Origin of the sequence: Aeromonas sp. 3P, assembly GCF_051919745.1 — a bacterium.
GTDB classification, from domain to species: Bacteria; Pseudomonadota; Gammaproteobacteria; order Enterobacterales; family Aeromonadaceae; genus Aeromonas; species Aeromonas veronii.
Genome location: NZ_JBQBED010000001.1, coordinates 1,414,408 through 1,438,091, shown reverse-complemented (window position 1 = coordinate 1,438,091; position 23,684 = coordinate 1,414,408). Strand labels below are relative to the sequence as shown.

The window sequence follows — 23,684 nt, the reverse complement described above, 5'->3', positions numbered from 1 at the left end:
CCCCCTCTGCATTTCCCCGTTAGCCGTTAGCTGCGGCGCGGCGGCAGCATATTGGTGAGGGTATTGTCTTTGAGAATATGGTGGTGATAGAGGGCCGCCACCGTGTGCAGGCCGATCAGGGCGTAACCGATATTACCCAGGGTCTCGTGCACCTCCTTGATCAGCCCCTTGAGATCCGGACTGGGGGAGAGCAGGGATGGCAGCTCAAGCCCGAAGAAGGGGATGGGCTTGCCCGCGGCGCTTAGCAGCAGCCAGCCAAACAGCGGGGTGAGCATGAGAAAACCGTAGAGGGCGAGGTGGGCCAGTTTTGCCAGCTTATGCATGACTGGGGAGAGCTCGGGCACGATACGCGGCGTCGGGCTCATCCAGCGCAGGGCCAGTCTGACAAACACCAGAGCGAAAATAAGCAGCCCCAGCATAAAGTGCCACTCCTTCATCAGATCCCGGCCAGGGTCCCCTTTGGGGAAAATATCACGAAATTCGATCAGGGCGTAGACGGCGATCATGGCCCACAGGGTCAGCCAGTGCAGCCCGATATTCAGGGTGCCATAACGTTGTTCACTGTTCATCAGCATAGGTTTGTTCCTTCGAAGTGTTGTCACATCCGTGTGGCATCCCCGTACTCAAGCGTGTCGGGGCGAGGCCTGATCCTTTGGCGGCAACAGCAGAGCTGCCATGCTTGCCATCAACCGGCAGTCTGCCGCTGGCATCAGTCAGAGAGGAGATGCCCTCTGCTGTCTGCATGGTATCACTGGCAACCGGGTGGATAGTCTGATCAATGCCACACAATTTACAGGCTCATTAAGCCCCTTGTGACGTGAAGAAGGCGTGAAATAGCATCAGTGATGTCGGCCCGCCCAGGTTCAGGCGGGCTCGATGGCCACTACCAGACACGCGGGTTCGTTGATGCGAAAACGGACGTTGCAGTCAAACAGCCGCACCCCGTACTCCTTCTCATCGGGCTTGCCCTTCTTGTAGGCGGGGCGCGGATCTTGTGCCAGCACTTCGCTCACCAGCTGGCGCAGCTCGGGGTGGGCCTTGAGCCAGGGTTGCAACTGCTGCTCTGCCTCGGCACTGAAGCTCACCGCCAGCGGCGGGGTGGGCGCATCGGGGGCAAAACCACCACGGGCATCCGGCAGGCTGTCGGCATAGGGAATATAGGGTTTGATATCGACGATGGGGGTGCCATCGAGCAGATCCACCGCTCCCAGCTCCAGCCACAACTTGCCCCGTTCGCGACCTACCCCGTGCAGCTCGACCACCGAGAGCCCTAGCGGATTGGGGCGGAAGGTGGAGCGAGTGGCAAAGACGCCAACCCGCTCGTTGCCGCCAAGGCGCGGCGGGCGCACCGTCGGGTGCCAGCCCTGCGCCATGGTCTGGTGAAACACGAAGCTGAGCCACAGATGGGAGAACTGCTCGATGCCGCGCAGCACATCCGGCTGCTCGTAAGGGGGGAGCAGCTCGAGGCGGGCGCGTGCCGATTTGACCAGTCCGGGCTGGCGGGGGATGGCGAACTTCTCCTTGTAGGGAGAGCGGATGATCCCGAGGGTGTCGATTTCGAACTTCATGGCGGATCCTGACTGAAAACCCCGGCAATTTAGCACAGGCGGCCCCAAAACGCAGGCTTGGCCTCGCTACGCCCTTTTCTGCGGCGCTGCCGTGATCCCTGTCCCATCCCGGCCAGTCGGGGGCTGTGCCCGCGCGCCGAGTTGCGTAGGGTGGAGGCATTGGCGTGTCAGGATGAAATATGCGCACTCGCGTCCAAGGGGGAGGGAGAGGGATGAAACTGCTGATTATCGGTGGCACCGGTTTTTTGGGGCGCCACCTCACCGCGCTGGCGCTGAATTGGGGCCATGAAGTGACGCTGTTCAACCGTGGCCTGCACCAGCATCCGGACTGGCGCGATCTGGTGCAGCTCACCGGCGACAGGGACAAGAGCCTGAGCGCCCTGCAAGGGGCCGGGTTGCAGTGGGATCTCGTCATCGATACCTGCTGCTATCGCCCCGAGCAGGCGGCGAGCCTCTCGACGGCCTTGCTCGGGCGCTGCGCGCGGCTGATCTTTATCTCCACCATCAGCGTCTATCGCGATTTCTCAATCCCCGGAATGGATGAGTCGGCGCCGCTGCATGCTATCCCCGAAGGGGAAATGCCCACTGACTATGGCCCGCTCAAAGTGTTGTGCGAGCAGGAGTATCGCGCCCGCTGGGGCGAGCGGCTTTGCATCCTGCGCCCGGGCGTGCTGTGCGGCCCCCATGATCCCACCGGTCGCATGGCCTGGTGGATTAAGCGGGTGCAGCAGGGCGGGCCCTGGTTGCTGCCGGGCAGTGGCGAGGATCGCTTGCAGTATCTCGATGTGCGCGATTGCGCCGAGTTTGTGTTGCGCGCGGCCGAGCAGCAGTTGGGGGGCACATTCAACTTGCTCAAGCCCGGCATTACCCTCTGCGACTGGCTGGAGCGGCTGAGCGCCCGGTTGCAGCCCGCTCGCCCCATCCAGCCCGAGTGGTTGCCTTGGTCGACCCTGATGGCGGCCGGAATCGAGCCCTGGAAGAGCTATCCCACCCTGCTGCCCTGCGCGCAGGTGGAGTTTACCGGTTACGGCTCTATAAGCGCCGAGGCGGCCATCGTGAAGGGATTGAACTTCCGGCCGCTGGAGGAGACCGCCGCCGACCTTGCCCACTGGCTGGCCATCGAGCCTGTCGCCGGGGTGGCGGAACATGCCATGACTCAGGCCGAGGAGACTTCGCTGCGGCAGCAGTTGCTGGAGCCCAGTCTGCAATAAGAGAGGGGGCATCGAGCCGCTGCTACCGAGCGTGGCGCGGCAGGTGTGAATACAACGAGAGAGGGCATCCCGCGGGATGCCCTCTCTGTCTATCCATGCCTGATGGTTGCCGAATACAGGCTGACGCGATTCTCCATCACATCGCTGTCGCTCACCGAGTTAGCGAATGGCGGCCCCCGCGGCTACCAGCAGCTCTTTCAAAATGGTGCGATGGCAGCGGGACTCCTGTTCGCAGTAACAGCCCACCGATAGGTTGGTGGTGTGGGAGAGGGCGGCCAGCAGCGCCAGATCATGCCTGGCGGCAGGTTGCGCCATCTCGGCCTTGTACTGTTTGCCAAACGCCGCCCACTGGGCGGGTGTCTCGGCTGCCTGCCCCAGCTTCATGGTCTCGCTGCTGGGGGCCAGGTTGGGAAACCAGACATCGTACCAATGCTGGCTGGCAAATTCGCTCTTGGGTACGCCGCGGGGCGGGCGGCGCACCGTGCCGATCCGCAGCCCCTCATCGGGCTGGCGCGGGCTGCCAAGGCGAACGATAGCGAGGGCCATGACAGCGGGTTACTTCTCTTCGGCCACTTTCAGCGCCTGCCCGTAGCAGATCACCTGTTTCAGGCAGCCCGGGGTGTCGCTGAACTCGGCGCATTTGTCGATGGTGACGCCGTTGCCACCCATGTCGGCTGCGCGGCGGCGGGCCAGGGTGCGCGCTTCACCGGCGTTGGGCACCGGCTGGTTGGCATCGGCCTGGCAGGATTCACCCTCAATGGTGCCAAGGTAGAGGTAGTTGAGGTCAGCCAGCTCATCCTGTTCATAGATGCGCACGCTACCGGGTTTGAAGTATTCGTCGAAGTTCTCTTTATCCAGATTGCTGTTGAAGGCGTAGTTGGCACAGCCGGAGGCAATCAGGGGCATCATCAGGATCAGGCGTTTCATCGTCTCGTATCTTGTGTCGGTGATGAGGACAGTAGAAATGCGCAGGCGCTCCATGTCGGCATCTTGTTGAATAATGAGGGGGACATTATAGGGGCCAGCCGCCTGCGGCGACCAGCCCCGTTTTGCGCCCGGTTGTCAGGGTGTGACCCCCATCAGCCTGATATCAAACCGGAGCCAGCCGCTGATAGAGGCTGCGGTAGTAATCATCCGCCAGCAGCTCGTTGTGAGGGGCGCAGAGGCGGATCTGCCCCTCTTCCATCAGGGCAATCCGGTCCATCTGCTCCATCCCCAGCAGGCGGTGGGAGATAAGCAGCAAGGTGCGATCTGCCCCAAGCTTGAACAGCAGATCCATGATCTCCCGCTCGGTCTGGCTATCGAGCCCTTCGGTCGGTTCGTCCAGCAGCCAGAGCGGCGCATCGTGCAGCAGGGCGCGGGCGATGCCGATACGGCGACGCTCGCCACCGGAGAGGGGGCGGCCGCCGTCACCGAGCCAGGCATCCAGACCCGCCTCATCTTCCAGCAGATTGGCCAGTCCGACCTGGGTCAGTACCGCAATCAGCTGCTCGTCAGTGGCGGTCGGGGCGGCCAGTTTGAGGTTGCCCCGCAAGGTATCGGCAAACAGATGCACCCGCTGGCTTACCACCGAGATGGAGGCGCGCAGCGCCCCTTCGCTGTAGTCGGTGAGCGGTTTGCCACCCAGCAGGATCTTGCCCGCTTGCGGGCTCCACTCCCGGGTCAGCAGCCCCATCAGGGTCGATTTGCCGCAGCCGGTCTGGCCCAGCAGCGCCAGCTTCTCACCGGCGTGCAGTTGCAGGGTGCAGCCACGCAGCACCGGCTGGGGGTTGCCGGGGTAGCCAAAATAGAGGTCATTGATCTGCAGCGCGCCAGCAGTGGCGTGGGTCTGTTCGTCGCCCCACACGGGGGCTTTTGCCTCTTGCAGGATCTCGTTCAGGCGGCGTGCCGAGGTGAGGCTGGTGGAGAGGTGCTGGAAAGCCCCCGCCAGCGGCATCAGTGCCTCGAAGCTTGCCAGGGTGGCAAAGACCATCAGTGCGGTAATGGGGTCGGGCGCAGCGCCCGCTACCCCATGACCGGCCAGCCAGAGCATCAGGGTCAGGGTCCAGCCGCTCAGCAGTTGCACCGAGAAGTTGGCCAGCCCGCTCACCTTGGCCATGCGGGCCTGCGCGGCAAGCAGAGCCTGTTCGGCTTGTTGCAGCTCAACCAGCGCCTTGGGGGCGGCGGCAAACATCTGCAGCTCGGCCTGACCATCCAGATAGTCCACCATCCGGGTACGCAGGGTTGATTTTTCCGCAATCAGCGCCTGACCGGGGCGACGGCCGAGGAAGTAGAACACCAGCGGCAGGGCGATCATGCCAAACAGCAGAATGGCACCCAGTGTGAGGGCGAGGCGGCTGTCGAAAAACGACAGGAAGAAGACCAGTCCGGCTGTGCTGAGCAGGGCCGCGCCTATGGGGGTGATCAGCCGCAGATAGACGTGGTCCATCGCATCGATGTCTGCCACCAGTCGGTTGAGCAGATCCGCCTGACGGAAACCGGCCAGGGTACCGGTGGAGAGCGGCGAGAGTTTTTGCCAGAACCAGACCCGCAACCGGGTCAGCACTCGGAAGGTTGCGTCGTGGCTCACTACCCGCTCACCCCAGCGACCGGCGGTACGGACGATGGAGAAGAAGCGCACGCCGCCTGCAGGGGTCATGTAGTTAAAGGCATGGGTCGTCGCAACGGTCATTCCCGCCACGGCTGCGGCGGAGAGGAACCAGCCGGAGAGGGAGAGCAGTCCCATGCCAGCGGCCAGGGTCACCAGCGCCAGCAGCAAACCAATGGTGAGGCTGAGCCAGTGTTGGCGATAGAGGCGCAGAAACGGCAACAGATCACTCATCGAGAGAACCTCCGGAACGTTGGGAGAGCAGGCGGGCAAAAGGCCCCTGCCCAGAATTAAGTTGCTGGAAGCTGCCTTGCTCCACCAGCTGGCCGCGGGCCAGCACCATTATCTTGTCCATCTTGGTGAGCTGATCGAGGCGGTGGGTGATCATCAGCAGGGTCTGGCCAGCCATCGCCTGCTCGAGGGTGGTCATGATGGCGCGCTCGGAGTGGCGATCCAGACTGGCGGTCGGCTCATCGAGCACCATCAGCTGGGTCGATTTGAGCAGGGTTCGCGCCAGTGCGAGGCGCTGGGCCTGACCGACCGAGAGGCCGCCCGCCTGATCGCCGACCGGATAGTCGAGCCCCTTCTCCATGGCAAATTCCCACGCCTGTGCCCGTTTCAGGGCATCTTCCAGCTCGGCATCGCTGGCCGTTGGCTTGGCCAGCAGCAGGTTGTCACGCAAGGAGGCGTGGAACAGCTGCGGGTTTTGCGAGAGCCAGCCTAACTGCAGGCGCCACTGGCTCATGTCGAGGGTGGCAAGCTCCTGCCCGTTGACCTTGAGCTCACCGCGATAGGGGGCAAAGCCGAGCAGGGCGTTGACCAGCGAGCTCTTGCCGGCGCCGCTGACGCCGATGAGGGCGGTGCGTGAACCGGCTTCCAGGGTGAAATCGATAGGGCCGACCAGCACCTTGCCCTCGGCGCTGAGCACTTCAAGGCCTTTGGCTTCTACCTTGACCGGGCTGTCGGCATGGAATGGCGCTGTGCCTGCGGCCGGTTCGCTCACTTCGGCTTCGAGGAATTCAAGCAGCTGTTCGGCTGCGCCGATGGCCTGCGCCTTGGCGTGGTAGTGGGCACCCAGTTCCCGCAGCGGGGCGTAGAACTCGGGGGCGAGAAACAGCACGAACAGGCCGGTAAAGAGGGTGACCTTGACCCCATAGCTACCAAAGTTCAGATGGTCGATATAAGAGAAGCCGAAGTAGACGGCGACCAGCGCCACTGAAATGGCGGCGAAGAACTCCAGCACTGCGGTGCTCAGAAACGCCAGGCGCAGCACCTCCATGGTGCGCTCGCGAAAATCTTCCGAGGCGTCGCGAATGGCGTCACCTTCCGCCTGGGTACGCATAAAGAGTTGCAGGGTACGCAGCCCTTTCAGCCGATCGAGGAAGTGGCCGGAGAGACGAGCCAGCGCCTGAAAATTGCGGCGGTTGGCATCGGCGGCGCCCACACCCACCAGGATCATAAAGATAGGGATGAGGGGGGCAGTGCCCAGCAGGATCAGGCCCGCCGCCCAGTTGACCGGGAACACGGCCACCAGAATGACCACCGGAATAAAGACGGCGATGGCCATCTGCGGCAGATAGCGGGAGAAGAAATCTTGCATGTTTTCAATCTGTTCCAGCAACAGGCTGGCCCAGCTACCGGCCGGACGGCGCTGGATATAAGCAGGGCCGAGACGGCTAAGGCGAGTGAGCACCAGCTGGCGGATGGTCTGGCGCACCGCGCTGCCCGCCTTGAAACTGGCCACTTCCCGGCCATAGGCCAGCGCTGCCTTGCAAAGCGTCACCAGCAGCAGGGTAATAAAGAGCGTGATGGATTGTTCAGGCGTTGAGCCTTCGATGATAAAGCCGTGCAACAGGGTCGCCAGCAGCCAGGCTTGCGCCACCATCAGAATGCCTTGGCCAAGGCCAAAAGCGATGGATATCGTGATCCAGCGGCGACCGTGACTCGATTGCTTGCGCAACCAGCCATAGAGACGTTTTTGCGTTTTTTTATCCATTACCACCATCCTCGCGTCGAGTGGCGCAAGACTATCCTTGCCGTTTGGCCTTGGCAACCTTGTAAATTATCTGTGTTGAAAATGTTTGATTGAAAAAGCAACCGTCTGTTCAATCCTTGTCCGAACAGATTGATTTATTGAAAAAAGTGGCAAAGGCGCCATTGCGCTCGGCGGCAAATGCATATAGTAGGAGCCCTGACGCGGGTGTAGTTCAATGGTAGAACGGTAGCTTCCCAAGCTGCATACGTGGGTTCGATTCCCATCACCCGCTCCAAATTTCAGATGCCAGGCGGGCATCGTATAATGGCTATTACCTCAGCCTTCCAAGCTGATGATGCGGGTTCGATTCCCGCTGCCCGCTCCAGCTTCAAAACAAAAAGCCCACTCCTGCGAGTGGGCTTTTTGTTTTTCATCTGTCTTGTGCGCCGTTCGACGTCACGCTCACGGTTTCTCGGCTTTTAAGGCAAATCGCAGAGACAGAAAAGGCGCTCGAGGCGCCTTTTCAGATCAACAGCGTAGCGGGAGCTTATTCCTGCTCCAGCTCACCACAGAAACGGTAGCCTTCGCCGTGGATGGTGGCGATGATCTCCGGAGTATCGTTGACGCTTTCGAAATGCTTGCGAATGCGACGGATGGTCACATCGACGGTACGGTCGTGGGGCTTGAGCTCACGGCCGGTCATCTTCTTCAGCAGCTCGGCACGGGTCTGGATCTGGCCCGGGTTTTCGCAGAAGTGCAGCATGGCGCGGAATTCGGAGCGCGGCAGCTTGAACATGTCGCCAGTCGGGCTGACCAGTGCGCGGCTGTTGATATCCAGCGCCCAGCCGTTGAACAGGTAGCGCTCAACCAGCTTCTTCTCTTCGCCACCGGCAGCCACGTTCATGGTGCGGCTCAGCAGGTTGCGGGCACGGATGGTCAGCTCGCGCGGGTTGAACGGCTTGGTGATGTAATCATCGGCGCCGATCTCCAGACCCAGGATCTTGTCCACTTCGTTGTCACGACCGGTCAGGAACATCAGGGCGATGTTGTCGTTCTCACGCAGCTCACGGGCCAGCAGCAGGCCGTTCTTGCCCGGCAGGTTGATGTCCATGATCACCAGATTGATGGTGTGGGAAGTGAGGGCCTGGTGCATTTCGTCGCCGTTGTTGGCTTCGAGCACGATGTAGCCTTCGGCTTCAAAAATGCTTTTCAGGGTATTGCGTGTGACCAGCTCGTCTTCGACGATCAGAATGTGTGGTGTTTGCATGAGTATTCCCAGATTCTTATCAGTTAATTATCTTAAATTTAACACTCTTTGGCGTTTCAAACCGATTTCCTGACTGATCCTGAAAATTTATTACGTCATCCTGGGTATGAGAGTCAGGTCGGAATATCGCGAATTAGGCATCAGTACCGGCAAGTATCCCTGTGCCACTTATAGGTTCCCGACAAGTCTGGTCGAGCAGAGCCTGGAAAGGTCGTCCATTACGAAAGTGGCCGCATTTTATCAGTTAACAGGAGCATAACAACACTCTTTGCCGTCAGATAGCAACTTTTTAACTCTGATTTGATATAGGTCAAACCCTGGTACAGCAGCATCATACTTGGCCTGAACCGGGTTTTCGCCCCTACAAAATGTAATGGAATGTAACATGTGATTGACATGAATTTGTGGGAAAACTACAAGAAAATCTGCTTTATCGCGCCATTTGAGCCACCAGACTGGTCTGCCTTTGCCATCATCACAGCCTGGAATCCGGCCAGCCAGTGGGTCACAGAACGACGCAATATGCGGCGGGAACGGGCTATGTGGCGCCATCTGACCGTGGATTTGCAGGTGCCCGTGGTGGGGCCATTTTGGGGATCTGACCCGGACGAACGCTGGCAGGAGTCATCGCTGGCGGTGGCGCTATCTCTGCCACAAGCCCGTCAGCTGGCTGCCCGTTTTGGCCAGAATGCTCTCTACTGGGTGGAGGATGGCCAGCTCTGGCTGACACCAGTATTGATGGATAAATCAGCAGTTTATCTGGGCAATATTGAATCCTTCTGGATTGCCAGAAACCTTGCCTGATGAAAGAATGAACACCTTCATGTATCTGAAAGGAATCAAATCATGCTGGATCTCCTGCCCGACCTCTGCGATCAACATGGCGACTTGCTGCAAGTGGCCGACCCGGTGTTTCAGGATTTTGGCGGCAAGGCCATCTTCTATGGTCGCGCCGTAACGCTCTCCTGTTATGAAGACAACAGTCTGGTGCGGGATCTGGTGACCCGCCCCGGTCACGGCAAGGTGATGGTGATCGACGGCGGCGGCTCGCTGCGCCGTGCGCTGCTTGGCGATCAACTGGCGGTCAAGGCGGTGGAGCAGGGGTGGGAGGGGATCCTGATCCACGGCGCGGCGCGGGATGTGGGCACCCTGGCGACATTGGCGCTCGGGGTCAAGGCGCTGGCGGCCTGTCCGGTCAAGACCGAGAAGCGGGGATTGGGTGAGCTGGGGGCCGTGGTCAGCTTTGCCGGGGTGACCATCCACGAAGGGGATTACGTCTATGCGGATCGCAACGGCGTGGTGGTGAGTGCCACGCCGCTGATCTGATTCAGAAGTTGAAACCGACCCCCAGGCTCAGCGCCTGATCGGCTGTGATGGCGCTGACCCCGTAGTTGGCGGTGAGGGAGAGTCTCGGTGTCAGCAGCAGGTTGGAGTTGAGCTCCAGCAGGGTGCTGGCCTTGTTGAGATCAAGATGCTTGATCTGGCTGCCGATATTGAATGCCGGAGAGAGCTGGTAGCGTATCCCCGAACTCATATTGAAACCGGATGTGCGATTTTGATCCGCCACCGCCGGGCCCGCTTCCATAAAGAGGGTCACATCATCCACCACCGGATATTGATAGCCGCTATTGACCAGCCAGAGATCAAAACTGTCGCTGTGATGGCTATGGCCATTGAGCAGCACACCCGAGTAACTTTTGACATAGAGAGACGGGTTGGATTGCGGCTGAACCACTGCCCAGTCGGCGGCCTGTGCGGCCATGCTGGCGCAGGTTGCAAGCAGTGTGATGATGAGTGATTTGACCATTCGTTTCCCCTCCCTGGGTCCGGAACTGAGCCTAAGCATGGCACATGCCAGCTGGTAGTAAAGTGAAGCGAGATCACAATAAAATCCTTTGGCATGGGCGTCAGCCATGTTAAACAGGCTGCCGTATTGATGGCTCTAATCATTAAGAGGTGAATCCATGAACAAGAAACTGACTCTGCTGGCCGCGCTGGCACTGGGAGGCTGCGCAATGGCAACAGGTTCCAGCATGGCTCAACTGCAAGCATCCAGCTGGCAGCTGCAAGGCGCCACCGGCGATACCTTCACCCTGCAAGTGGTCGACGGCAAGGTGGCGGGCAAGGGCGGCTGCAACCGCTATTTTGGCGGTATCACCAAGCAGGGTGACGGTGTCTTGACGCTGGGCGCCATGGGCTCCACTCGCATGATGTGCATCGGCGACGCCATGAACAAAGAGACCGAGTTCCTGCAAAAGCTGGAGAAGGTGGCAACCTACTCCATCAACGGCAACCAGCTGACTCTGAGCGATGCCAACAAGGCGGCCCTGCTCACCTTCAACGCTGTGCCAGCTGCCAAATAAGGCACGCGTTCGTCTGATTGCCCCGACAGCGCTGACTGTGCTGGCGGGTCAAACGCTCTGATACGCCCTCCCTCTGGAGGGCGTCTGTTTATCTGCAATGAACCCTGTGTGGTCGTCCGCTACTGTTGTTCACTCGTCGCCCCCTTTCTGCCTGGTTTGATGTCAGCACCTCGTATCTTCGCTTCGGTACGCATCTTGATCATTTCGATAATTCTTGTATAGTTGAAATGAAAAGGTCGCACCAAGGGGAATGAAGATGAACAAAGAGATGGCCACCAAGGTCTTTGAATCGCTGGCATCCGGCATCCGGCTCGATGTATGGCGGCTGCTGGTGAAGGCCGGGCTGGAGGGGCGGGTCGCCGGTGAACTGGCCAGCGAGCTCGATATTGCCCCCAATACCCTCTCGTTTCACCTCAAGGCGATGCTCAACACCGGTCTGCTGTCGGTGGAGCAGGAGGGGCGCTTTCTGCGCTACCGCGCCAATATTCCCCTGATGCTGGATGTGATCGCCTACCTTACCGAGGAGTGCTGCGCCGGTCATCCCGAGGCGTGCGGCGTGATGCGTGCCGAGTCAGCCTGCTCCCCCCATGTTCTGCCTGCGCAGCCCTGCTGCAACAAGGAGTAATGCCATGTCCTCCATTCAGATTTTTGATCCCGCCCTCTGCTGCTCCAGCGGTGTCTGCGGTACCGAGGTTGATCAGGCACTGGTCACCTTCGCAGCCGACCTTGCCTGGGCCAAGGAGCAGGGAGTGGCCATCGAGCGTTTCAATCTGGCCCAGCAGCCGATGCAATTTGCCGAGACACCTGCCGTCAGCGCTTTTCTGACCCACGCCGGGGAGGAGGGGTTGCCACTGGTGCTGGTGGAAGGGCAGGTGGTGTTGACCGGCCGTTATCCGAGCCGCAGCGAGCTGGCCCGTTATGCCGGGCTGCCTGCGCCACAAGCGGCAATCAAGGGGAGCGTCAAGGGCGGCTGCTGCTCCGGCAGCGGTTGCTGCTGAGTCGCGCCGCACCATTCGGGAGAGGCTATGTACCATTTTCTGACCAATCCACCGCCGTTTCTCTTTTTCACCGGCAAGGGCGGGGTGGGCAAGACCTCGCTAGCCTGCGCCAGTGCGGTGGCTCTCTGTGATATTGGCAAGCGGGTGCTGCTGGTGAGCACCGACCCTGCCTCCAACGTGGGGCAGGTGTTTGCCACCGAGATCGGCAATCGCGTCACCACCATCGCCGCTGTGTCCGGTTTGTCGGCGCTGGAGATAGATCCCCCCGCGGCGGCCAAAGCTTATCGGGAGCGGATTGTCGGGCCGGTGCGCGGCAAGTTGCCCGAGAGCGTGGTGCGCAGCATCGAGGAGCAGCTCTCCGGCGCCTGCACCACCGAGATCGCCGCCTTCGACGAGTTCACCGCCCTGCTGACCGACCAAACACTGCTGGCCGAGTATGACCACATCGTCTTTGATACGGCCCCAACCGGTCACACCATCCGGCTGCTGCAACTGCCGGGCGCCTGGAGCGAATTTCTGGAGCAGGGCAAGGGGGATGCCTCCTGCCTTGGTCCGCTGGCGGGGCTGGAGAAGCAGCGCAGCCAGTATGCCGACGCGGTCGCCGCGCTGGCAGATGCTGCCCGCACCCGTCTGGTGCTGGTGGCGCGGGCCCAGCAATCCACTCTGCGGGAAGTGGCTCGCACCCACGAGGAGCTGGCCGCCATCGGCTTGTTGAACCAGCAACTGGTGATCAATGGCCTCTTCCCCGAGGGGGCTATTGCCGGAGATCCGCTGGCAATGGCGCTCTGGCAGCGCGAGCAACAGGCTCTCGCCCAGATGCCGCAGGGGATAAAGGGGCTGGCGCAGGATCATATCCCGCTGCTGGCCACCAATCTGGTGGGGCTCGACAGTTTGCGCCAGCTGCTGCAACCACAGGATGCTGGTGCGCAGGTATCACTGGCAACGTCAGCCCATCTGCCAGCCCAGCCCGAGTTGAGTTCGCTGGTGGACGAGCTGGCCGCCGATGGTCACGGCCTCATCATGCTGATGGGCAAGGGCGGGGTGGGCAAAACCACGCTGGCGGCCGCCGTGGCGGTGGAGCTGGCGAGCCGCGGCCTGCCGGTGCACCTAACCACCTCGGATCCCGCCGCGCACCTGAGCGAGACGCTGGCAGCTAGTCTGCCCCATCTTGAGGTGAGCCGCATCGACCCCCACGCCGAGACCGAGCGTTACCGCGCTCAGGTGCTGGCCACCAAGGGGGCGGCCCTGGACGAGCAGGGGCGAGCACTGCTGGAGGAGGATTTGCGCTCCCCCTGTACCGAGGAGATTGCCGTGTTTCAGGCCTTTTCCCGCATCATTCGCGAGGCGGGCAAGCGTTTCGTGGTGATGGATACCGCCCCTACCGGCCACACCCTGCTGCTGCTCGATGCCACCGGCGCCTACCACAGGGAGATCGCTCGCCAGATGGGAAGCAAGGGGCTGCACTTCACCACCCCCATGATGCAGTTGCAGGATCCCAAACAGACCAAGGTGCTGATTGTGACGCTGCCCGAGCCCACGCCAGTGCAGGAGGCGGCCAATCTGCAGGCCGATCTGCGCCGGGCCGGCATCGAGCCCTGGGGCTGGCTTATCAACCACAGCTTGCAGCAAGCCGCGGTCAGCTCGCCGCTGCTGCAACTGCGGGCCGAGCGCCAGTTGTCCCATATCGAGGCGGTCGAGCAGCAACACGCCAGCCGCTTCGCCGTGGTGCCGCTGCTCGCCGAGGAGCCGGTGGGGCCCGATGCCCTGCGCCGTCTCTGCCAGCACCATTGAGTCGCCGCCTCGGCCTGCTGCCGGGGCGGCTTGAATATGCCGTTACTTGTTATAAACCCGTGTTTTGAACCAATAGAAGATGCGAAATTGCGCCGCATCGGGAGCTGTGATGTCTGCAACATGTGATGCCAAGGCCGTGCCTGCCATCGGCTTTTTTGAACGTTATCTGACCGCCTGGGTCGCCCTCTGCATTCTGGTGGGGATTGGCCTCGGGCAGGGTTTGCCGGATCTCTTCAAGGCGATCGGTGCCATGGAGGTGGCCAAGGTCAACCTGCCGGTGGGGCTGCTAATCTGGGTGATGATCATCCCCATGCTGCTCAAGATCGATTTTGGCGCCCTGCATCAGGTGAAGGGCCACATGAAGGGTATTGGGGTCACCCTCTTTATCAACTGGCTGGTCAAACCCTTCTCCATGGCCTTCCTCGGCTGGCTCTTTATCCGCGTGCTGTTTGCTGACTGGCTGCCGGCGGATCAACTCGACAGTTACGTAGCGGGTCTGATCCTGCTGGCGGCGGCTCCCTGCACCGCCATGGTGTTTGTCTGGAGTCGCCTCACCAACGGCGATCCCTACTTCACCCTGTCGCAGGTGGCGGTGAACGACCTCATCATGGTGTTTGCTTTTGCCCCGCTGGTGGCGCTGCTGCTCGGGGTCTCCAGCATCATAGTGCCGTGGGATACCCTGCTCACTTCTGTGGTGCTCTATATCGTCATCCCGGTGATCATCGCCCAGCTGCTGCGCAAGGCTTTGCTGAAAAAGGGTGAGGCCCATTTTGACGGCGTCATGACCCGCATCCAGCCCTGGTCGGTGGCGGCCCTGCTGCTCACTCTGGTGCTGCTGTTCGCCTTTCAGGGCAACGCCATCATTGAGCAACCGCTGGTTATCGCCCTGTTGGCGGTGCCCATTCTGATCCAGGTGCTGTTCAACTCCGGGCTGGCTTACTGGCTTAACCGCAAGGTGGGGGAGAAGCACTCGGTCGCCTGTCCTTCAGCCCTGATCGGCGCCTCCAACTTCTTTGAGTTGGCGGTGGCCGCCGCCATCAGTCTGTTCGGCTTTCACTCCGGCGCGGCGCTCGCCACCGTGGTCGGGGTGCTGATCGAGGTGCCGGTCATGCTGCTGGTGGTGCGGGTGGTTAACGCCAGCAAACCCTGGTACGAAGCTGGGCTGGGCCGTTAACTGATGGCCGCTAACAGATGGCCGCGAACTGATGCTATCCATTTTCTATTCACTTGATTAATGAGAGACACGCAAATGAGTGCAATCACCATCTATCACAACCCGGAATGTGGTACCTCCCGCAACACCCTGGAGCTGATCCGCAACAGCGGCGTGGAACCCACAGTCATCCACTATCTGGAGACGCCCCCCTCCCGTGACCAGCTGGTGGCGCTGATCGCCGCCATGGACATGCCGGTGCGCGATCTGCTGCGCAAGAACGTGCCCCCCTACGAGGCGCTCGGTCTGGCGGAAGATCGTTTCAGCGATGATGAACTGATCGATGCCATGCTGGCCCACCCTATCCTCATCAACCGGCCTATCGTGGTCACCCCCCTCGGTACCAAACTGTGCCGTCCGTCGGAAGTGGTGCTCGATATTCTGCCCGATCAGCAAAAAGGGGCCTTCGCCAAGGAAGATGGCGAGCAGGTGGTGGACGCGAGCGGCAAGCGCCTCAAGTAATCATCTGAGTGCTCAAGTACGGATTGAAACAGGGCCAGCTTCACGCTGGTCCTGTTTCGTTGTGTGAACAAGTTGAAAAAGTTATTCCGGCCAATCGTTTTACCGCTTTTTCTGTGACGATGATCACTGTACCATCGCCGCCCGACCTGCCACCCGGCCGCATCTCCCCCTGCGACGGCGCTGGCGTCACCCGATACATGCTGTCACCCGGAACGTGAATGACCCCAGGATGGGACCCGCCACTAACCTGTAGGTTTGTGGTCTGCGTGTCGCGTGGGTCGGCACCTCTCCCGCCGGATCGCCCGCGACGCCTGTCTGCAGACTTGCCATATGAAACTCCTCTCTTCATAGGTGCAAGATGACACTGTTATTGAGTCTGGTCGGTATGCTGGCCCTGATGTTTATCGCCTGGTTGGCGAGTGAAAACCGCCGAGCCATCCGCTGGCGAACCGTGCTGGGTGCGCTCGCCCTGCAAACCGGTTTTGCTGCGCTGGTGCTATATTTCCCCCCGGACAAATCATGCTCGGTGCCATGAGCAATGGCGTCTCCGCCCTGCTCGGCTTTGCCGACAGCGGCATCCGTTTCGTGTTTGGCGATCTCGCCAGCAACGGCTTTATCTTCGCCGTGCGGGTGCTGCCGCTGGTGATCTTTATCAGCGCGCTGATTGCAGTGCTCTACCACTTCGGCATTATGCAGTGGGTGATCCGGGTATTGGGCGGTGCCATTCATCGTCTGCTTGGCACCAGCCGCGCCGAATCTCTGGTGGCCACCGGCAATATCTTCCTGTCGCAAGGGGAGTCGCCGCTGCTGATCCGTCCCTTCCTCGCTGGGATGACTCGCTCCGAGCTCTTCGCGGTGATGACCTGCGGCATGGCCTCGGTGGCGGGCTCGGTGCTGGGCGGTTACGCCGGTCTTGGTGTGGATTTGAAATACCTGATTGCCGCCTCCTTTATGGCGGCGCCGGGTGGCCTGCTGATGGCTAAACTGCTGGTGCCGGAGCAGCAGCAGGTAAGCGATCAGACCGAGATCACCCTCGACAAGAGCGACTACAGCAACGCCATCGACGCACTGGCGGGCGGCGCCATGGGCGGCATGAAGATCGCGGTGGCCATCGGCACCATCCTGCTCGCCTTTGTCAGCGTCATCACCATGATCAACGCCGGTCTCACCACCGTCGGCGAGTGGTTCGGCTGGGCCGATCTCTCCCTGCAGCAGCTGCTTGGCTATCTGTTTGCCCCGGTGGCCTGGCTGATTGGCGTGCCCGCCAGCGAGATGATGGCGGCAGGCTCCCTGATTGGTCAGAAGGTGATCATGAACGAGTTCGTCGCCTATCTGGACTTTGCCAATATCAAGGCGGATCTGAGCGCCCATACCCAGATCATCATCACCTTTGCGCTGTGCGGTTTTGCCAATCTGGGCTCCATTGCGGTGCAGCTTGGCTCCATCGGCACCATGGCGCCGGAGCGCCGTCACGATGTGGCCAATATGGGCTTCAAGGCGGTGTTGGCGGCGACCCTGGCCAACCTGATGAGCGCCACCCTGGCCGGGATCTTTGTCTCCCTCTGATGAGATAAAACGAGGCTGCGCCAGTAAAAAAGCGCCCGCCCCATGTGGGGCGGGCGCTTTGCTTTATGGGCAGGGTGCTAGCGAGTGTTCGCTTCCCCCAGCCGTGGGTTGAGGGAGAGGATACGGGTCTTGCTGACCCGGTGGCGATAGATCTCTCGCAGATAGAGCAGCGCCTTTTTCACCGATTCACGGCTGAGGCGAATATCGTTGATGGAGACGAACTTCTCCTTCTCGCGGATAAGCTCCCGATATTTCTTCTCATACATGGGCTTGATGGCGTACCAGTTGGTATCGAGGATCTTGGCCGGGTTCTCGAACTCGTTGAGCATGCTGTCGAGCAGCGCATCGTTCCACTCCTCATTGCAGATCATCTCGATCACCGCCTTGTCCAGATGCTCATCGAAGCGATAGTGATCCTTGGCAAAGCAGCGCTTGATAAAGGCCACGATCAGGGTCAGGAAGTCATCGCTCAGGCAGGGGCTCTTGACGATCAGGGTGGTGAGGGAGATGTTGGCCGACGCCCCGATGACCAGCGCATACCGCTTGAGGGTGGTATTGGGGAAGAGCCCGTTGAGGTGAGACTTGAGCCGGTTGAGATCCATATAGGAGAGCTTGTACTCCTTGGGCAGGGAGATGATCGACACCACAGAGGAGCAGTTCTTGAAGAAGTGCAGCTCGTTGAGGTGGGCCGGGTCATGGCCACTTTTCACATAGTCGTCCAGATACTCCCGATAGTTGCCCGCCTCGATGGGCAGCAGACTGATCCCCTCGATGGCCTGGGTCATCTTGTTGAAGTGGGGCAGCTCGATGGAACGGGTGAAGAGATCGTCCACATTGAGCCCATCCTCCTTGTCAAACAGGCCGCCGGGGGGTGAGATGGACTCGGCATACGCCACCGCCACCGGCCCCGCCAGACTCATAAAGAGGTCGTTGGCATCGAGTCGAATGGTCTCGCTGATGTCGATGCCCGCCCGGCGAAAGTAGTTCTCGTCGTAGTCTGTGGTGACGGCCTGGGCGGTAAGAATGTTGAAGATCTGCTGTGAGATGTATTGGTTGGCGTACTTCTCCATGGTGTTGACGTCAACATGCTGGATCTCGCCATCGTCGCTCTCTTCGGCGTAGCGCATGATGTCGTTGGAGATCAGCATCATGGCATTCCAGGGCCTGATCCGCTTGAGCATGCTGGCATCGCACGCCTGCTCGTTGTCGAAGTGATAGGAGAAGTCCCACTCCTCGGCCAGATACTTGCACAGCAAACGCCCCGCGTTGATGTGCAACGCTTCCGAGATCTCGATACCCCGATCACAGATGTTGGGCAGGATACAGATGCCGCTGGTGAAGATGGGATCGAACATGAAGTGCTCCCCGAGGGAGAGGTGCTCCTCCTCTTCTGATGGGGGCGAAAAGGTCTTGCTCATGTAGGAGTACTGCTGGGCCAGCCCGAACTCGGAGGCCATGCCGGAGCCGGTGCCGCCCCCGGCACTGAAGATGTAGAAATAGAGGCGGGACTGGTTGGCCTTGATGCCGCAGGAGTCCACCAGATAGGTATGAATGGCCTGCCACTCGGAGTTGGCGAAGTAGTGGGGGCTTTTGTTGAGGATGATCTTGGCCAGATACTGGCCAAGGATGGGGGCGTTACCTGCGCCCCCCGCATGGATCTCCGACAAGTCCATCACCCGCATCTTGGCGTAATCACGCAATGAGCCACCTTCGCCGCTGCGATTGGAGTGGCGGATGCGGCCATCGATGTCCTTATCCAGATCCCCCAGCATCACCATGGGCTCGATCAGAAAGACCGGCCGGGCCCCGTTGTTTGGCAGCCGCAGGTTGCGCCGGATCCAGCTTACCGGACCAAACTCCTTCTCCCGCTTTCGTTGCTCTTCACTGTTGAACTCATTGAGATAAAAGCTGCGGGCGTTGTAGACCAGCGAGGCGACATCCTGCGCTATGTTGGAGCCGCAGCGTCCCAGCCCCACCAGACAGACGGACGGAAAGTTGTGGGGTACGGTGGCGCCCGTTTCACTCTCTCCGATGGCGGCCGGAAACACCGCGTGGCGCAGCTGTTCCAGATTGGCAAGAATGCGGGCCAGATCCCCTTCGGTGTAGTAGAGGTAACGGTTGCCTGCGTCCTGCTCATCATCCGTGCTGATAGGTAGCAGATCGATATGCTCGGTCATGAAAAAAGATCCCTCTTGGCGGCGAATGTATATAAATCAGCAGCTTTGGACTGCCCGCTAACTCTAGATGATAAAAAGCGGGGGCGCGGTGAGCGGAGGGCGAGAGTTGTGACTGTGTGATCATGGGCACAGCAACGCACCGTAAATCTGCCGGGACTCCTCAATGGACGGATGGGGCAACGGCGCCCCATTCCCCTGAAAAGGGGGACGACCACACTCAACAACATGTTGATCGTGCGCCGGATTATCCCGCTCGGAACGGCCTGTTTCCCTTGCGCTGGCGTGGTGGCGCACACATGAAAAAGAATTTTTAGATTGGTTTTCGCACTTCCAATCGATTATTTGATTGGTCAGTAACGGCATTAGCGGTGTCAGATTAGGGGAGCAGGTTGGCCAACGCGCCGTCAGCCAGTCTTTACGCGGTCACACAAGGAGACACTCTGATGGAAACACTTGACCAGAAAATCGACACCATGCGAGAAGCATTTATGCAGCAGGAGCGCAAACAGGCCCACGACAAGTGGCAAGCCAGGGTCGAAGAGCTGCTACAGATACGGGGTGAGGAGAGACAACCGGAGGAGCAGGAAGAGTAGTGCTCGCTCCCGGGCGAAAGTTGAGGTAGCGAACGCTTCGTATCGGCTACCCGTTATCTACCACCGATAAAAAAACCACCGACCTTTTGCAGGTCGGTGGTTTTTTTTACGGATAGTAGCTGATTGGGTGCCCTGACTTCCGGGCCGAGCAATGGGGTCACATCCAGGGGCGTAGGGGCGCGGCTACTTCGAATGGGTGACGGGCTCTTCGGAGAGCAACTCGTTGACGAATCCAACTGCTAAATGAATATTGGACTCCATCTTGTCGCCATCTACCGCATTCTCTTTCCACGATTCGGGGGCTTCGGGGTGTGGCCCGGAAACGGCCACCTTGCCTTTGCCATATGAGCTGATCAACGCGGCAATATGGTGGTTTTGAAAATGGGCGATGACCTTGACCTGCTCGGGGCTTGGCACCGGCGTAAATTGCGGGCCGGCCTGGTAATACATCTGGCGCTCTTCACCAAGCCAGCTGATCGGGAAGATCCTGGCGCTAAAGTCGCCGTCATAATCATCGGATGTCGCAGGAACAAGGCCCAGCGCCGGCACAAAGCCCTCTTCTTCAGACCAGCCGGTGGATGCCACAAAGGCACCCCCACAGATCCCGAGGTAGCGGCCGCCGTTCTGCAAATAGGTTTTTAACGCCGAACGAGCGTCCGCGGTGAAGGCGTTGAGGAGCGGCTCAACATCGTCCTCTGTGCCGCCAACGATAAACACCCTGGCATTATCGAGCTCTGCAGGCAGCTCCCCGATATTGGAGAGATACCTGACCGGCAAGCCCACCTGCCTGACCACATCCGCAATCGCTTTGGTGCTATCCCTATCAGAAACCGGCCCGTTATAGATCAGCGCGTACGGCTCTTGCTGCGGCTGCGCAGAGGCGGCCTCTGCCATGCATCCTGTCATTAACCAAAGGCTGATAACGCTCGCAATCAGCCTGATGCTTTTTGATACATTCATCGCTGCCACTGTCCCTGTGATGTGAATCGAAGAGACTACTTATCACGATCCCGTTCTGTATGTCAGCCGCTGTTAAATGAACATTTCAAGTTAATGCGCCAACGCTGATTGGGCCTGCGTTCGACACACAACGAACGAGCCAATACAGAGGGACAAACCACAGGATTTCGGCCCCTGCTTCGGAGCGCGTGCAACAGCTTTCCTGTGTGACGCCTCTTCTGGCTGATGGCTAAGGATTTGAGGGGGAATACAGCAACATAAGAGGGGGCACTTCACCTTCACTTCACCGAGCGGGGGTAGGGTAGGCTCACGTTTTCAGTTGGAGCTTCACTCTATGCCCACCATAGTCACCCACGCCGCCGTGCCTCTCTGCCTTGGGCTCGGGCTTGGCAGCCGGATTATCCCGCCCCGCCTGCTGCTGGCTGGGGTTGCCATCGCCATGCTGCCCGATGCCGACGTGCTGGCCTTTAAACTGGGGGTCGCCTACGGCCATGTCTTTGGCCACCGCGGCTTTACCCACTCCCTGCTGTTTGCCTTTGCCCTGCCCACACTGGCCATGCTGTTTCACCGCCAATTTCGGGCCAGCGCCGCCACCGTCTGGTCGTTTCTGCTGGTCTCTCTGCTCTCCCATATCCTGCTCGATTCCCTCACCACCGGCGGCAAGGGGGTTGGCTGGCTCTGGCCGTGGCGTGATGAGCGCTTCTTTGCCCCCTGGCAGGTGATCCGGGTCGCCCCCTTCAAGCTGGAGGCCTATCTCACTGCCCGAGGTGAAGCGGTGATCCTCTCCGAGCTCTACTGGGTCTGGCTGCCGGGGGTTGTGCTGATGCTGATCTTGATGGGATGGCGGGTGTGGGGGAGGTAGGAGTGAGATTGCAAGGGGGAATATATCTGTACAAAATAGATATGGTCTTTGTATTGGAGTTCTTGTTAATGGACTTCGCATGAAATCAATCTTATTTCATTTTCGGCACCATATTGGTATTTTTTATGCATTGTCTGTAGGGGGGTTAGAAACCATAATTTTTCCGCGCATTGGTCTAGGTATTTTTGAATTATCTAGATTTAATATCATACCCTTCTATGCTAAAGATTTATTGGTCGATATAGGTGCTATATTGCTGTTATGTCATACCCCATAGCGATAGTGATCATGTTGATTTTTTTCGCCATAAATACATCAGATTACAGCATGAACCAGCTCGCTATTAATCGCTTTATAAATTTCAATTTATAAGCAAGAGGCCAGTATAAACTGGCCTCTTTCATATTTTTGAAATCATGCCTCTTCAATGTGTTTTGACCTCCAGTCCGTCAGCTCCACGCGACGATTAAAATATTTACCTCCACGGTTATAGGCGCGGGCGTTTTGATTATTATCAACATGGCTGAGAACAGCCTTGATCGAGTAGTAGTACAGTAGGGTAGTTGCCGAGCCCCATTTTTGTACACTTTTCGTCTTCTGGCCTGATAAATCGGTACGACCAAACGGGCGTTGTTACATTTTAATATCATGTGTGATCGCTGGCAATAAAGACACAAATGTCATTAGCGGCCTAAAAGGTGATCTGTTTTGTTTTTTTTGAATTTGTCAATAGTAGTTTTTTTAAATGTATTTTTTTTAGGTAAATCAGGTGGTTGATTTCTTTAGGGCAAAAAAGCAGACTGTGTCGGACTCATTTAAAGAGGTATTTAATAATGAATAAAGCTAAATCTACACTATTACTCGCGGCCATTTCTGTTTCTGTGTCTGTTTCAGCTACAGACGTAAAATGGTCAGATATGGCTCTTTACTCACTCTCCCAGAACAAAACCATCAACCTGGATAGTCCAGAAATCCAGAATGACATGGTCATGATTGCGGAGCCCGCTTTCTACGAAAAAAACAAGAACGATGAGTTCGCCATGGAGGAAAAGAAAGCTTCTTCCATTGCGAAGGCTAAAAAGCAGATCGCTGAATTCGATCCGAATAAAATCTATACCTACGATGTGCCTTTCAAGGTTGGCAAATACAACTTTGAGACATCAACCTTTAATGTGATTTTGCAGACTGAGGCTCGGGGCGTTGATCTCAGCACCCCTGTGAATTTACCAATCCCGATGAGCGGATACATTCGCAAGACCTCCTATGATGATTTCAATGCCTCCATTAAAGGTCGCTACTTCGATGGTTCGTTCGATTTGTTCTTCATCAACCCGATGGACATCAAGCCGATCAGCATGAAGGTCGAAGATGCCAAGGCATTCTCCAAGGCCAAGGGTGATGATAATGTTATTTATGCTCGCATCAGCTACGTTCTTCGTGATGCAGGAAAAGAATACCTTGACCTCAAGGCTTACGGCCAGATCACCAAGATGGAATACTTCACGGATAGCGACTACAAGAAAAAGGCTGCTGAGCAAGTAATTGAGCGCCCTCTTCTGACCATCAACACAGATCCGAAGACCATTGCGTTTGTAACCAAGTCTGAATTCTCTTACTTTGGCAAGCCGATCTACCAGAGTCAAAAGCAAGTTTCTGCTGGAACTCTCCACCCTGAACGGTCAACTGTCCGCTCTAATAACGAGCCTTACTTTGACAGTGTTGATGGTGATAACCCCAAATATTTCAATCTTTACCTGAAACAGGAAGCTGAATCTGTTATCAACAAATTTGGCATTGGCTACATCATTGTCTCAACCACAGTAACCAAGCCGAAAGTTGATGCCCAGGGTAAAATTGGTGAGAAGGCAAAGCAATATCGTGGAGGTTCAGTTGCAGAAAATGCCGAGACGGCTTATGACTACAAGTTTGTAGTTGTTGATAACGTAAACGACTTCAAAGACATTGCGGTTGAATCCAAGCCTTATGGTGATGACAGCATGACAGTAAAAGGTGTTGTAAGCTTGTTGAAAACTCAATAAGTATTGTTCATCTGTTAAAAATATTTCACTTTTACATGGTCTAAACTTTAAT

22 protein-coding genes, 2 tRNA genes and 1 pseudogene are annotated in these 23,684 nt (G+C 58.4%); 15 read left to right on the top strand and 10 right to left on the bottom strand.

The annotated features are described in order from the left end of the window. Positions 1–26 precede the first annotated feature (26 nt). Both ACTG19_RS06395 and tsaA read right to left on the bottom strand, forming a co-directional pair. A complete protein-coding gene (locus ACTG19_RS06395) occupies positions 27–575 on the bottom strand; it encodes a cytochrome b (RefSeq protein WP_204483918.1) in 549 nt (182 codons plus the stop codon). A 288-nt stretch (positions 576–863) separates the two neighbouring features. After that, positions 864–1,568, bottom strand: a complete 705-nt coding sequence (tsaA, locus tag ACTG19_RS06390; protein ID WP_439988894.1) for a tRNA (N6-threonylcarbamoyladenosine(37)-N6)-methyltransferase TrmO — start codon at positions 1,566–1,568, stop codon at positions 864–866. 212 nt (positions 1,569–1,780) lie between these two features. Between tsaA and ACTG19_RS06385 the strand changes: the two genes are divergently transcribed. Next, a complete protein-coding gene (locus ACTG19_RS06385) occupies positions 1,781–2,779 on the top strand; it encodes an NAD-dependent epimerase/dehydratase family protein (protein WP_266134216.1) in 999 nt (332 codons plus the stop codon). Between the two features lie 159 nt (positions 2,780–2,938). Here the strand turns inward: ACTG19_RS06385 and ACTG19_RS06380 are convergent, their stop codons facing one another. The 4 genes from ACTG19_RS06380 to cydD all read right to left on the bottom strand — a co-directional run bounded on the left by ACTG19_RS06380 (position 2,939) and on the right by cydD (position 7,362). Continuing rightward, positions 2,939–3,325 (bottom strand): DUF488 domain-containing protein, encoded by a 387-nt coding sequence (locus tag ACTG19_RS06380; protein WP_216948227.1) that lies wholly within the window; start codon positions 3,323–3,325, stop codon positions 2,939–2,941. Between the two features lie 9 nt (positions 3,326–3,334). After that, positions 3,335–3,706: an Rcs stress response system protein RcsF gene (gene rcsF, locus ACTG19_RS06375; RefSeq protein ID WP_013723982.1), complete on the bottom strand. Its 372-nt coding sequence runs from the start codon at positions 3,704–3,706 to the stop codon at positions 3,335–3,337. A 163-nt stretch (positions 3,707–3,869) separates the two neighbouring features. Further along, a complete protein-coding gene (cydC, locus tag ACTG19_RS06370) occupies positions 3,870–5,600 on the bottom strand; it encodes a heme ABC transporter ATP-binding protein/permease CydC (protein WP_335847969.1) in 1,731 nt (576 codons plus the stop codon). Next, positions 5,593–7,362 (bottom strand): heme ABC transporter permease/ATP-binding protein CydD, encoded by a 1,770-nt coding sequence (gene cydD, locus ACTG19_RS06365; RefSeq protein ID WP_439988893.1) that lies wholly within the window; start codon positions 7,360–7,362, stop codon positions 5,593–5,595. The genes cydC and cydD overlap by 8 nt, the downstream gene beginning before the upstream one ends. A gap of 200 nt (positions 7,363–7,562) precedes the next feature. Here cydD and ACTG19_RS06360 point away from each other — a divergent pair. Together ACTG19_RS06360 and ACTG19_RS06355 are read left to right on the top strand one after the other, a co-directional pair. Beyond that, positions 7,563–7,636: transfer RNA gene (locus ACTG19_RS06360), tRNA-Gly, on the top strand. 15 nt (positions 7,637–7,651) lie between these two features. After that, a tRNA-Gly gene (locus tag ACTG19_RS06355) sits at positions 7,652–7,726 on the top strand. 162 nt (positions 7,727–7,888) lie between these two features. On the opposite strand, the gene arcA is transcribed toward ACTG19_RS06355, so the two are convergent. After that, the gene (gene arcA, locus ACTG19_RS06350) at positions 7,889–8,608 is read right to left on the bottom strand and encodes a two-component system response regulator ArcA (RefSeq protein ID WP_005338193.1); all 720 of its coding nucleotides are present in this window, start codon (positions 8,606–8,608) and stop codon (positions 7,889–7,891) included. A 396-nt stretch (positions 8,609–9,004) separates the two neighbouring features. Between arcA and ACTG19_RS06345 the strand changes: the two genes are divergently transcribed. Continuing rightward, the gene (locus ACTG19_RS06345) at positions 9,005–9,412 is read left to right on the top strand and encodes a DUF3293 domain-containing protein (protein ID WP_113738854.1); all 408 of its coding nucleotides are present in this window, start codon (positions 9,005–9,007) and stop codon (positions 9,410–9,412) included. Between the two features lie 42 nt (positions 9,413–9,454). Next, complete coding sequence (locus ACTG19_RS06340; RefSeq protein WP_043818759.1) at positions 9,455–9,934, top strand: putative 4-hydroxy-4-methyl-2-oxoglutarate aldolase; 480 nt, start codon at positions 9,455–9,457, stop codon at positions 9,932–9,934. 1 nt (position 9,935) lies between these two features. Here the strand turns inward: ACTG19_RS06340 and ACTG19_RS06335 are convergent, their stop codons facing one another. Continuing rightward, positions 9,936–10,415, bottom strand: coding sequence for a hypothetical protein (locus ACTG19_RS06335; protein WP_005359117.1), 480 nt, complete (start codon positions 10,413–10,415; stop codon positions 9,936–9,938). Positions 10,416–10,572: 157 nt separating this feature from the next. Between ACTG19_RS06335 and ACTG19_RS06330 the strand changes: the two genes are divergently transcribed. The 7 genes and pseudogenes from ACTG19_RS06330 (at position 10,573) to ACTG19_RS06300 (ending at position 17,001) form a co-directional block, all read left to right on the top strand. Further along, positions 10,573–10,971, top strand: a complete 399-nt coding sequence (locus ACTG19_RS06330) for an META domain-containing protein (RefSeq protein ID WP_005359119.1) — start codon at positions 10,573–10,575, stop codon at positions 10,969–10,971. Between the two features lie 256 nt (positions 10,972–11,227). Further along, positions 11,228–11,596, top strand: a complete 369-nt coding sequence (locus ACTG19_RS06325) for an ArsR/SmtB family transcription factor (protein ID WP_005338181.1) — start codon at positions 11,228–11,230, stop codon at positions 11,594–11,596. Between the two features lie 4 nt (positions 11,597–11,600). Further along, positions 11,601–11,969 carry an arsenite efflux transporter metallochaperone ArsD gene (gene arsD, locus ACTG19_RS06320; RefSeq protein WP_113738853.1) on the top strand — a complete coding sequence of 123 codons (369 nt, stop codon included), beginning with the start codon at positions 11,601–11,603 and terminating at the stop codon, positions 11,967–11,969. A gap of 27 nt (positions 11,970–11,996) precedes the next feature. Then, on the top strand, positions 11,997–13,760 hold the full coding sequence (gene arsA, locus ACTG19_RS06315; protein WP_201990828.1) for an arsenical pump-driving ATPase: 1,764 nt from the start codon (positions 11,997–11,999) through the stop codon (positions 13,758–13,760). A 109-nt stretch (positions 13,761–13,869) separates the two neighbouring features. Continuing rightward, positions 13,870–14,934 carry an ACR3 family arsenite efflux transporter gene (gene arsB / locus ACTG19_RS06310; RefSeq protein WP_019445633.1) on the top strand — a complete coding sequence of 355 codons (1,065 nt, stop codon included), beginning with the start codon at positions 13,870–13,872 and terminating at the stop codon, positions 14,932–14,934. Between the two features lie 75 nt (positions 14,935–15,009). After that, a complete protein-coding gene (gene arsC, locus ACTG19_RS06305) occupies positions 15,010–15,435 on the top strand; it encodes a glutaredoxin-dependent arsenate reductase (protein ID WP_080741219.1) in 426 nt (141 codons plus the stop codon). 358 nt (positions 15,436–15,793) lie between these two features. Further along, positions 15,794–17,001: pseudogene (locus tag ACTG19_RS06300) on the top strand (NupC/NupG family nucleoside CNT transporter). A 77-nt stretch (positions 17,002–17,078) separates the two neighbouring features. Here the strand turns inward: ACTG19_RS06300 and ACTG19_RS06295 are convergent. Continuing rightward, positions 17,079–19,178 (bottom strand): hypothetical protein, encoded by a 2,100-nt coding sequence (locus ACTG19_RS06295; protein ID WP_047440559.1) that lies wholly within the window; start codon positions 19,176–19,178, stop codon positions 17,079–17,081. Between the two features lie 443 nt (positions 19,179–19,621). Between ACTG19_RS06295 and ACTG19_RS06290 the strand changes: the two genes are divergently transcribed. Next, on the top strand, positions 19,622–19,771 hold the full coding sequence (locus ACTG19_RS06290; protein ID WP_005338159.1) for a hypothetical protein: 150 nt from the start codon (positions 19,622–19,624) through the stop codon (positions 19,769–19,771). A 183-nt stretch (positions 19,772–19,954) separates the two neighbouring features. On the opposite strand, the gene ACTG19_RS06285 is transcribed toward ACTG19_RS06290, so the two are convergent. Then, positions 19,955–20,731 (bottom strand): BPL-N domain-containing protein, encoded by a 777-nt coding sequence (locus ACTG19_RS06285; protein WP_201990831.1) that lies wholly within the window; start codon positions 20,729–20,731, stop codon positions 19,955–19,957. Positions 20,732–21,065: 334 nt separating this feature from the next. Between ACTG19_RS06285 and ACTG19_RS06280 the strand changes: the two genes are divergently transcribed. Further along, on the top strand, positions 21,066–21,593 hold the full coding sequence (locus tag ACTG19_RS06280; RefSeq protein WP_201990832.1) for a metal-dependent hydrolase: 528 nt from the start codon (positions 21,066–21,068) through the stop codon (positions 21,591–21,593). An 833-nt stretch (positions 21,594–22,426) separates the two neighbouring features. Then, positions 22,427–23,632, top strand: a complete 1,206-nt coding sequence (locus ACTG19_RS06275) for a DUF4852 domain-containing protein (RefSeq protein ID WP_429157411.1) — start codon at positions 22,427–22,429, stop codon at positions 23,630–23,632. Positions 23,633–23,684 lie beyond the last annotated feature (52 nt).

Bases quoted from the DNA above. Each gene is read 5' to 3' on its own strand.
- ACTG19_RS06395 (WP_204483918.1), bottom strand. From the start codon at position 575: ATGCTGATGAACAGTGAACAACGTTATGGCACCCTGAATATCGGGCTG.
- tsaA (WP_439988894.1), bottom strand. From the start codon at position 1,568: ATGAAGTTCGAAATCGACACCCTCGGGATCATCCGCTCTCCCTACAAG.
- ACTG19_RS06385 (WP_266134216.1), top strand. From the start codon at position 1,781: ATGAAACTGCTGATTATCGGTGGCACCGGTTTTTTGGGGCGCCACCTC.
- ACTG19_RS06380 (WP_216948227.1), bottom strand. From the start codon at position 3,325: ATGGCCCTCGCTATCGTTCGCCTTGGCAGCCCGCGCCAGCCCGATGAG.
- rcsF (WP_013723982.1), bottom strand. From the start codon at position 3,706: ATGAAACGCCTGATCCTGATGATGCCCCTGATTGCCTCCGGCTGTGCC.
- cydC (WP_335847969.1), bottom strand. From the start codon at position 5,600: ATGAGTGATCTGTTGCCGTTTCTGCGCCTCTATCGCCAACACTGGCTC.
- cydD (WP_439988893.1), bottom strand. From the start codon at position 7,362: ATGGATAAAAAAACGCAAAAACGTCTCTATGGCTGGTTGCGCAAGCAA.
- arcA (WP_005338193.1), bottom strand. From the start codon at position 8,608: ATGCAAACACCACACATTCTGATCGTCGAAGACGAGCTGGTCACACGC.
- ACTG19_RS06345 (WP_113738854.1), top strand. From the start codon at position 9,005: ATGAATTTGTGGGAAAACTACAAGAAAATCTGCTTTATCGCGCCATTT.
- ACTG19_RS06340 (WP_043818759.1), top strand. From the start codon at position 9,455: ATGCTGGATCTCCTGCCCGACCTCTGCGATCAACATGGCGACTTGCTG.
- ACTG19_RS06335 (WP_005359117.1), bottom strand. From the start codon at position 10,415: ATGGTCAAATCACTCATCATCACACTGCTTGCAACCTGCGCCAGCATG.
- ACTG19_RS06330 (WP_005359119.1), top strand. From the start codon at position 10,573: ATGAACAAGAAACTGACTCTGCTGGCCGCGCTGGCACTGGGAGGCTGC.
- ACTG19_RS06325 (WP_005338181.1), top strand. From the start codon at position 11,228: ATGAACAAAGAGATGGCCACCAAGGTCTTTGAATCGCTGGCATCCGGC.
- arsD (WP_113738853.1), top strand. From the start codon at position 11,601: ATGTCCTCCATTCAGATTTTTGATCCCGCCCTCTGCTGCTCCAGCGGT.
- arsA (WP_201990828.1), top strand. From the start codon at position 11,997: ATGTACCATTTTCTGACCAATCCACCGCCGTTTCTCTTTTTCACCGGC.
- arsB (WP_019445633.1), top strand. From the start codon at position 13,870: ATGTCTGCAACATGTGATGCCAAGGCCGTGCCTGCCATCGGCTTTTTT.
- arsC (WP_080741219.1), top strand. From the start codon at position 15,010: ATGAGTGCAATCACCATCTATCACAACCCGGAATGTGGTACCTCCCGC.
- ACTG19_RS06295 (WP_047440559.1), bottom strand. From the start codon at position 19,178: ATGACCGAGCATATCGATCTGCTACCTATCAGCACGGATGATGAGCAG.
- ACTG19_RS06290 (WP_005338159.1), top strand. From the start codon at position 19,622: ATGGAAACACTTGACCAGAAAATCGACACCATGCGAGAAGCATTTATG.
- ACTG19_RS06285 (WP_201990831.1), bottom strand. From the start codon at position 20,731: ATGAATGTATCAAAAAGCATCAGGCTGATTGCGAGCGTTATCAGCCTT.
- ACTG19_RS06280 (WP_201990832.1), top strand. From the start codon at position 21,066: ATGCCCACCATAGTCACCCACGCCGCCGTGCCTCTCTGCCTTGGGCTC.
- ACTG19_RS06275 (WP_429157411.1), top strand. From the start codon at position 22,427: ATGAATAAAGCTAAATCTACACTATTACTCGCGGCCATTTCTGTTTCT.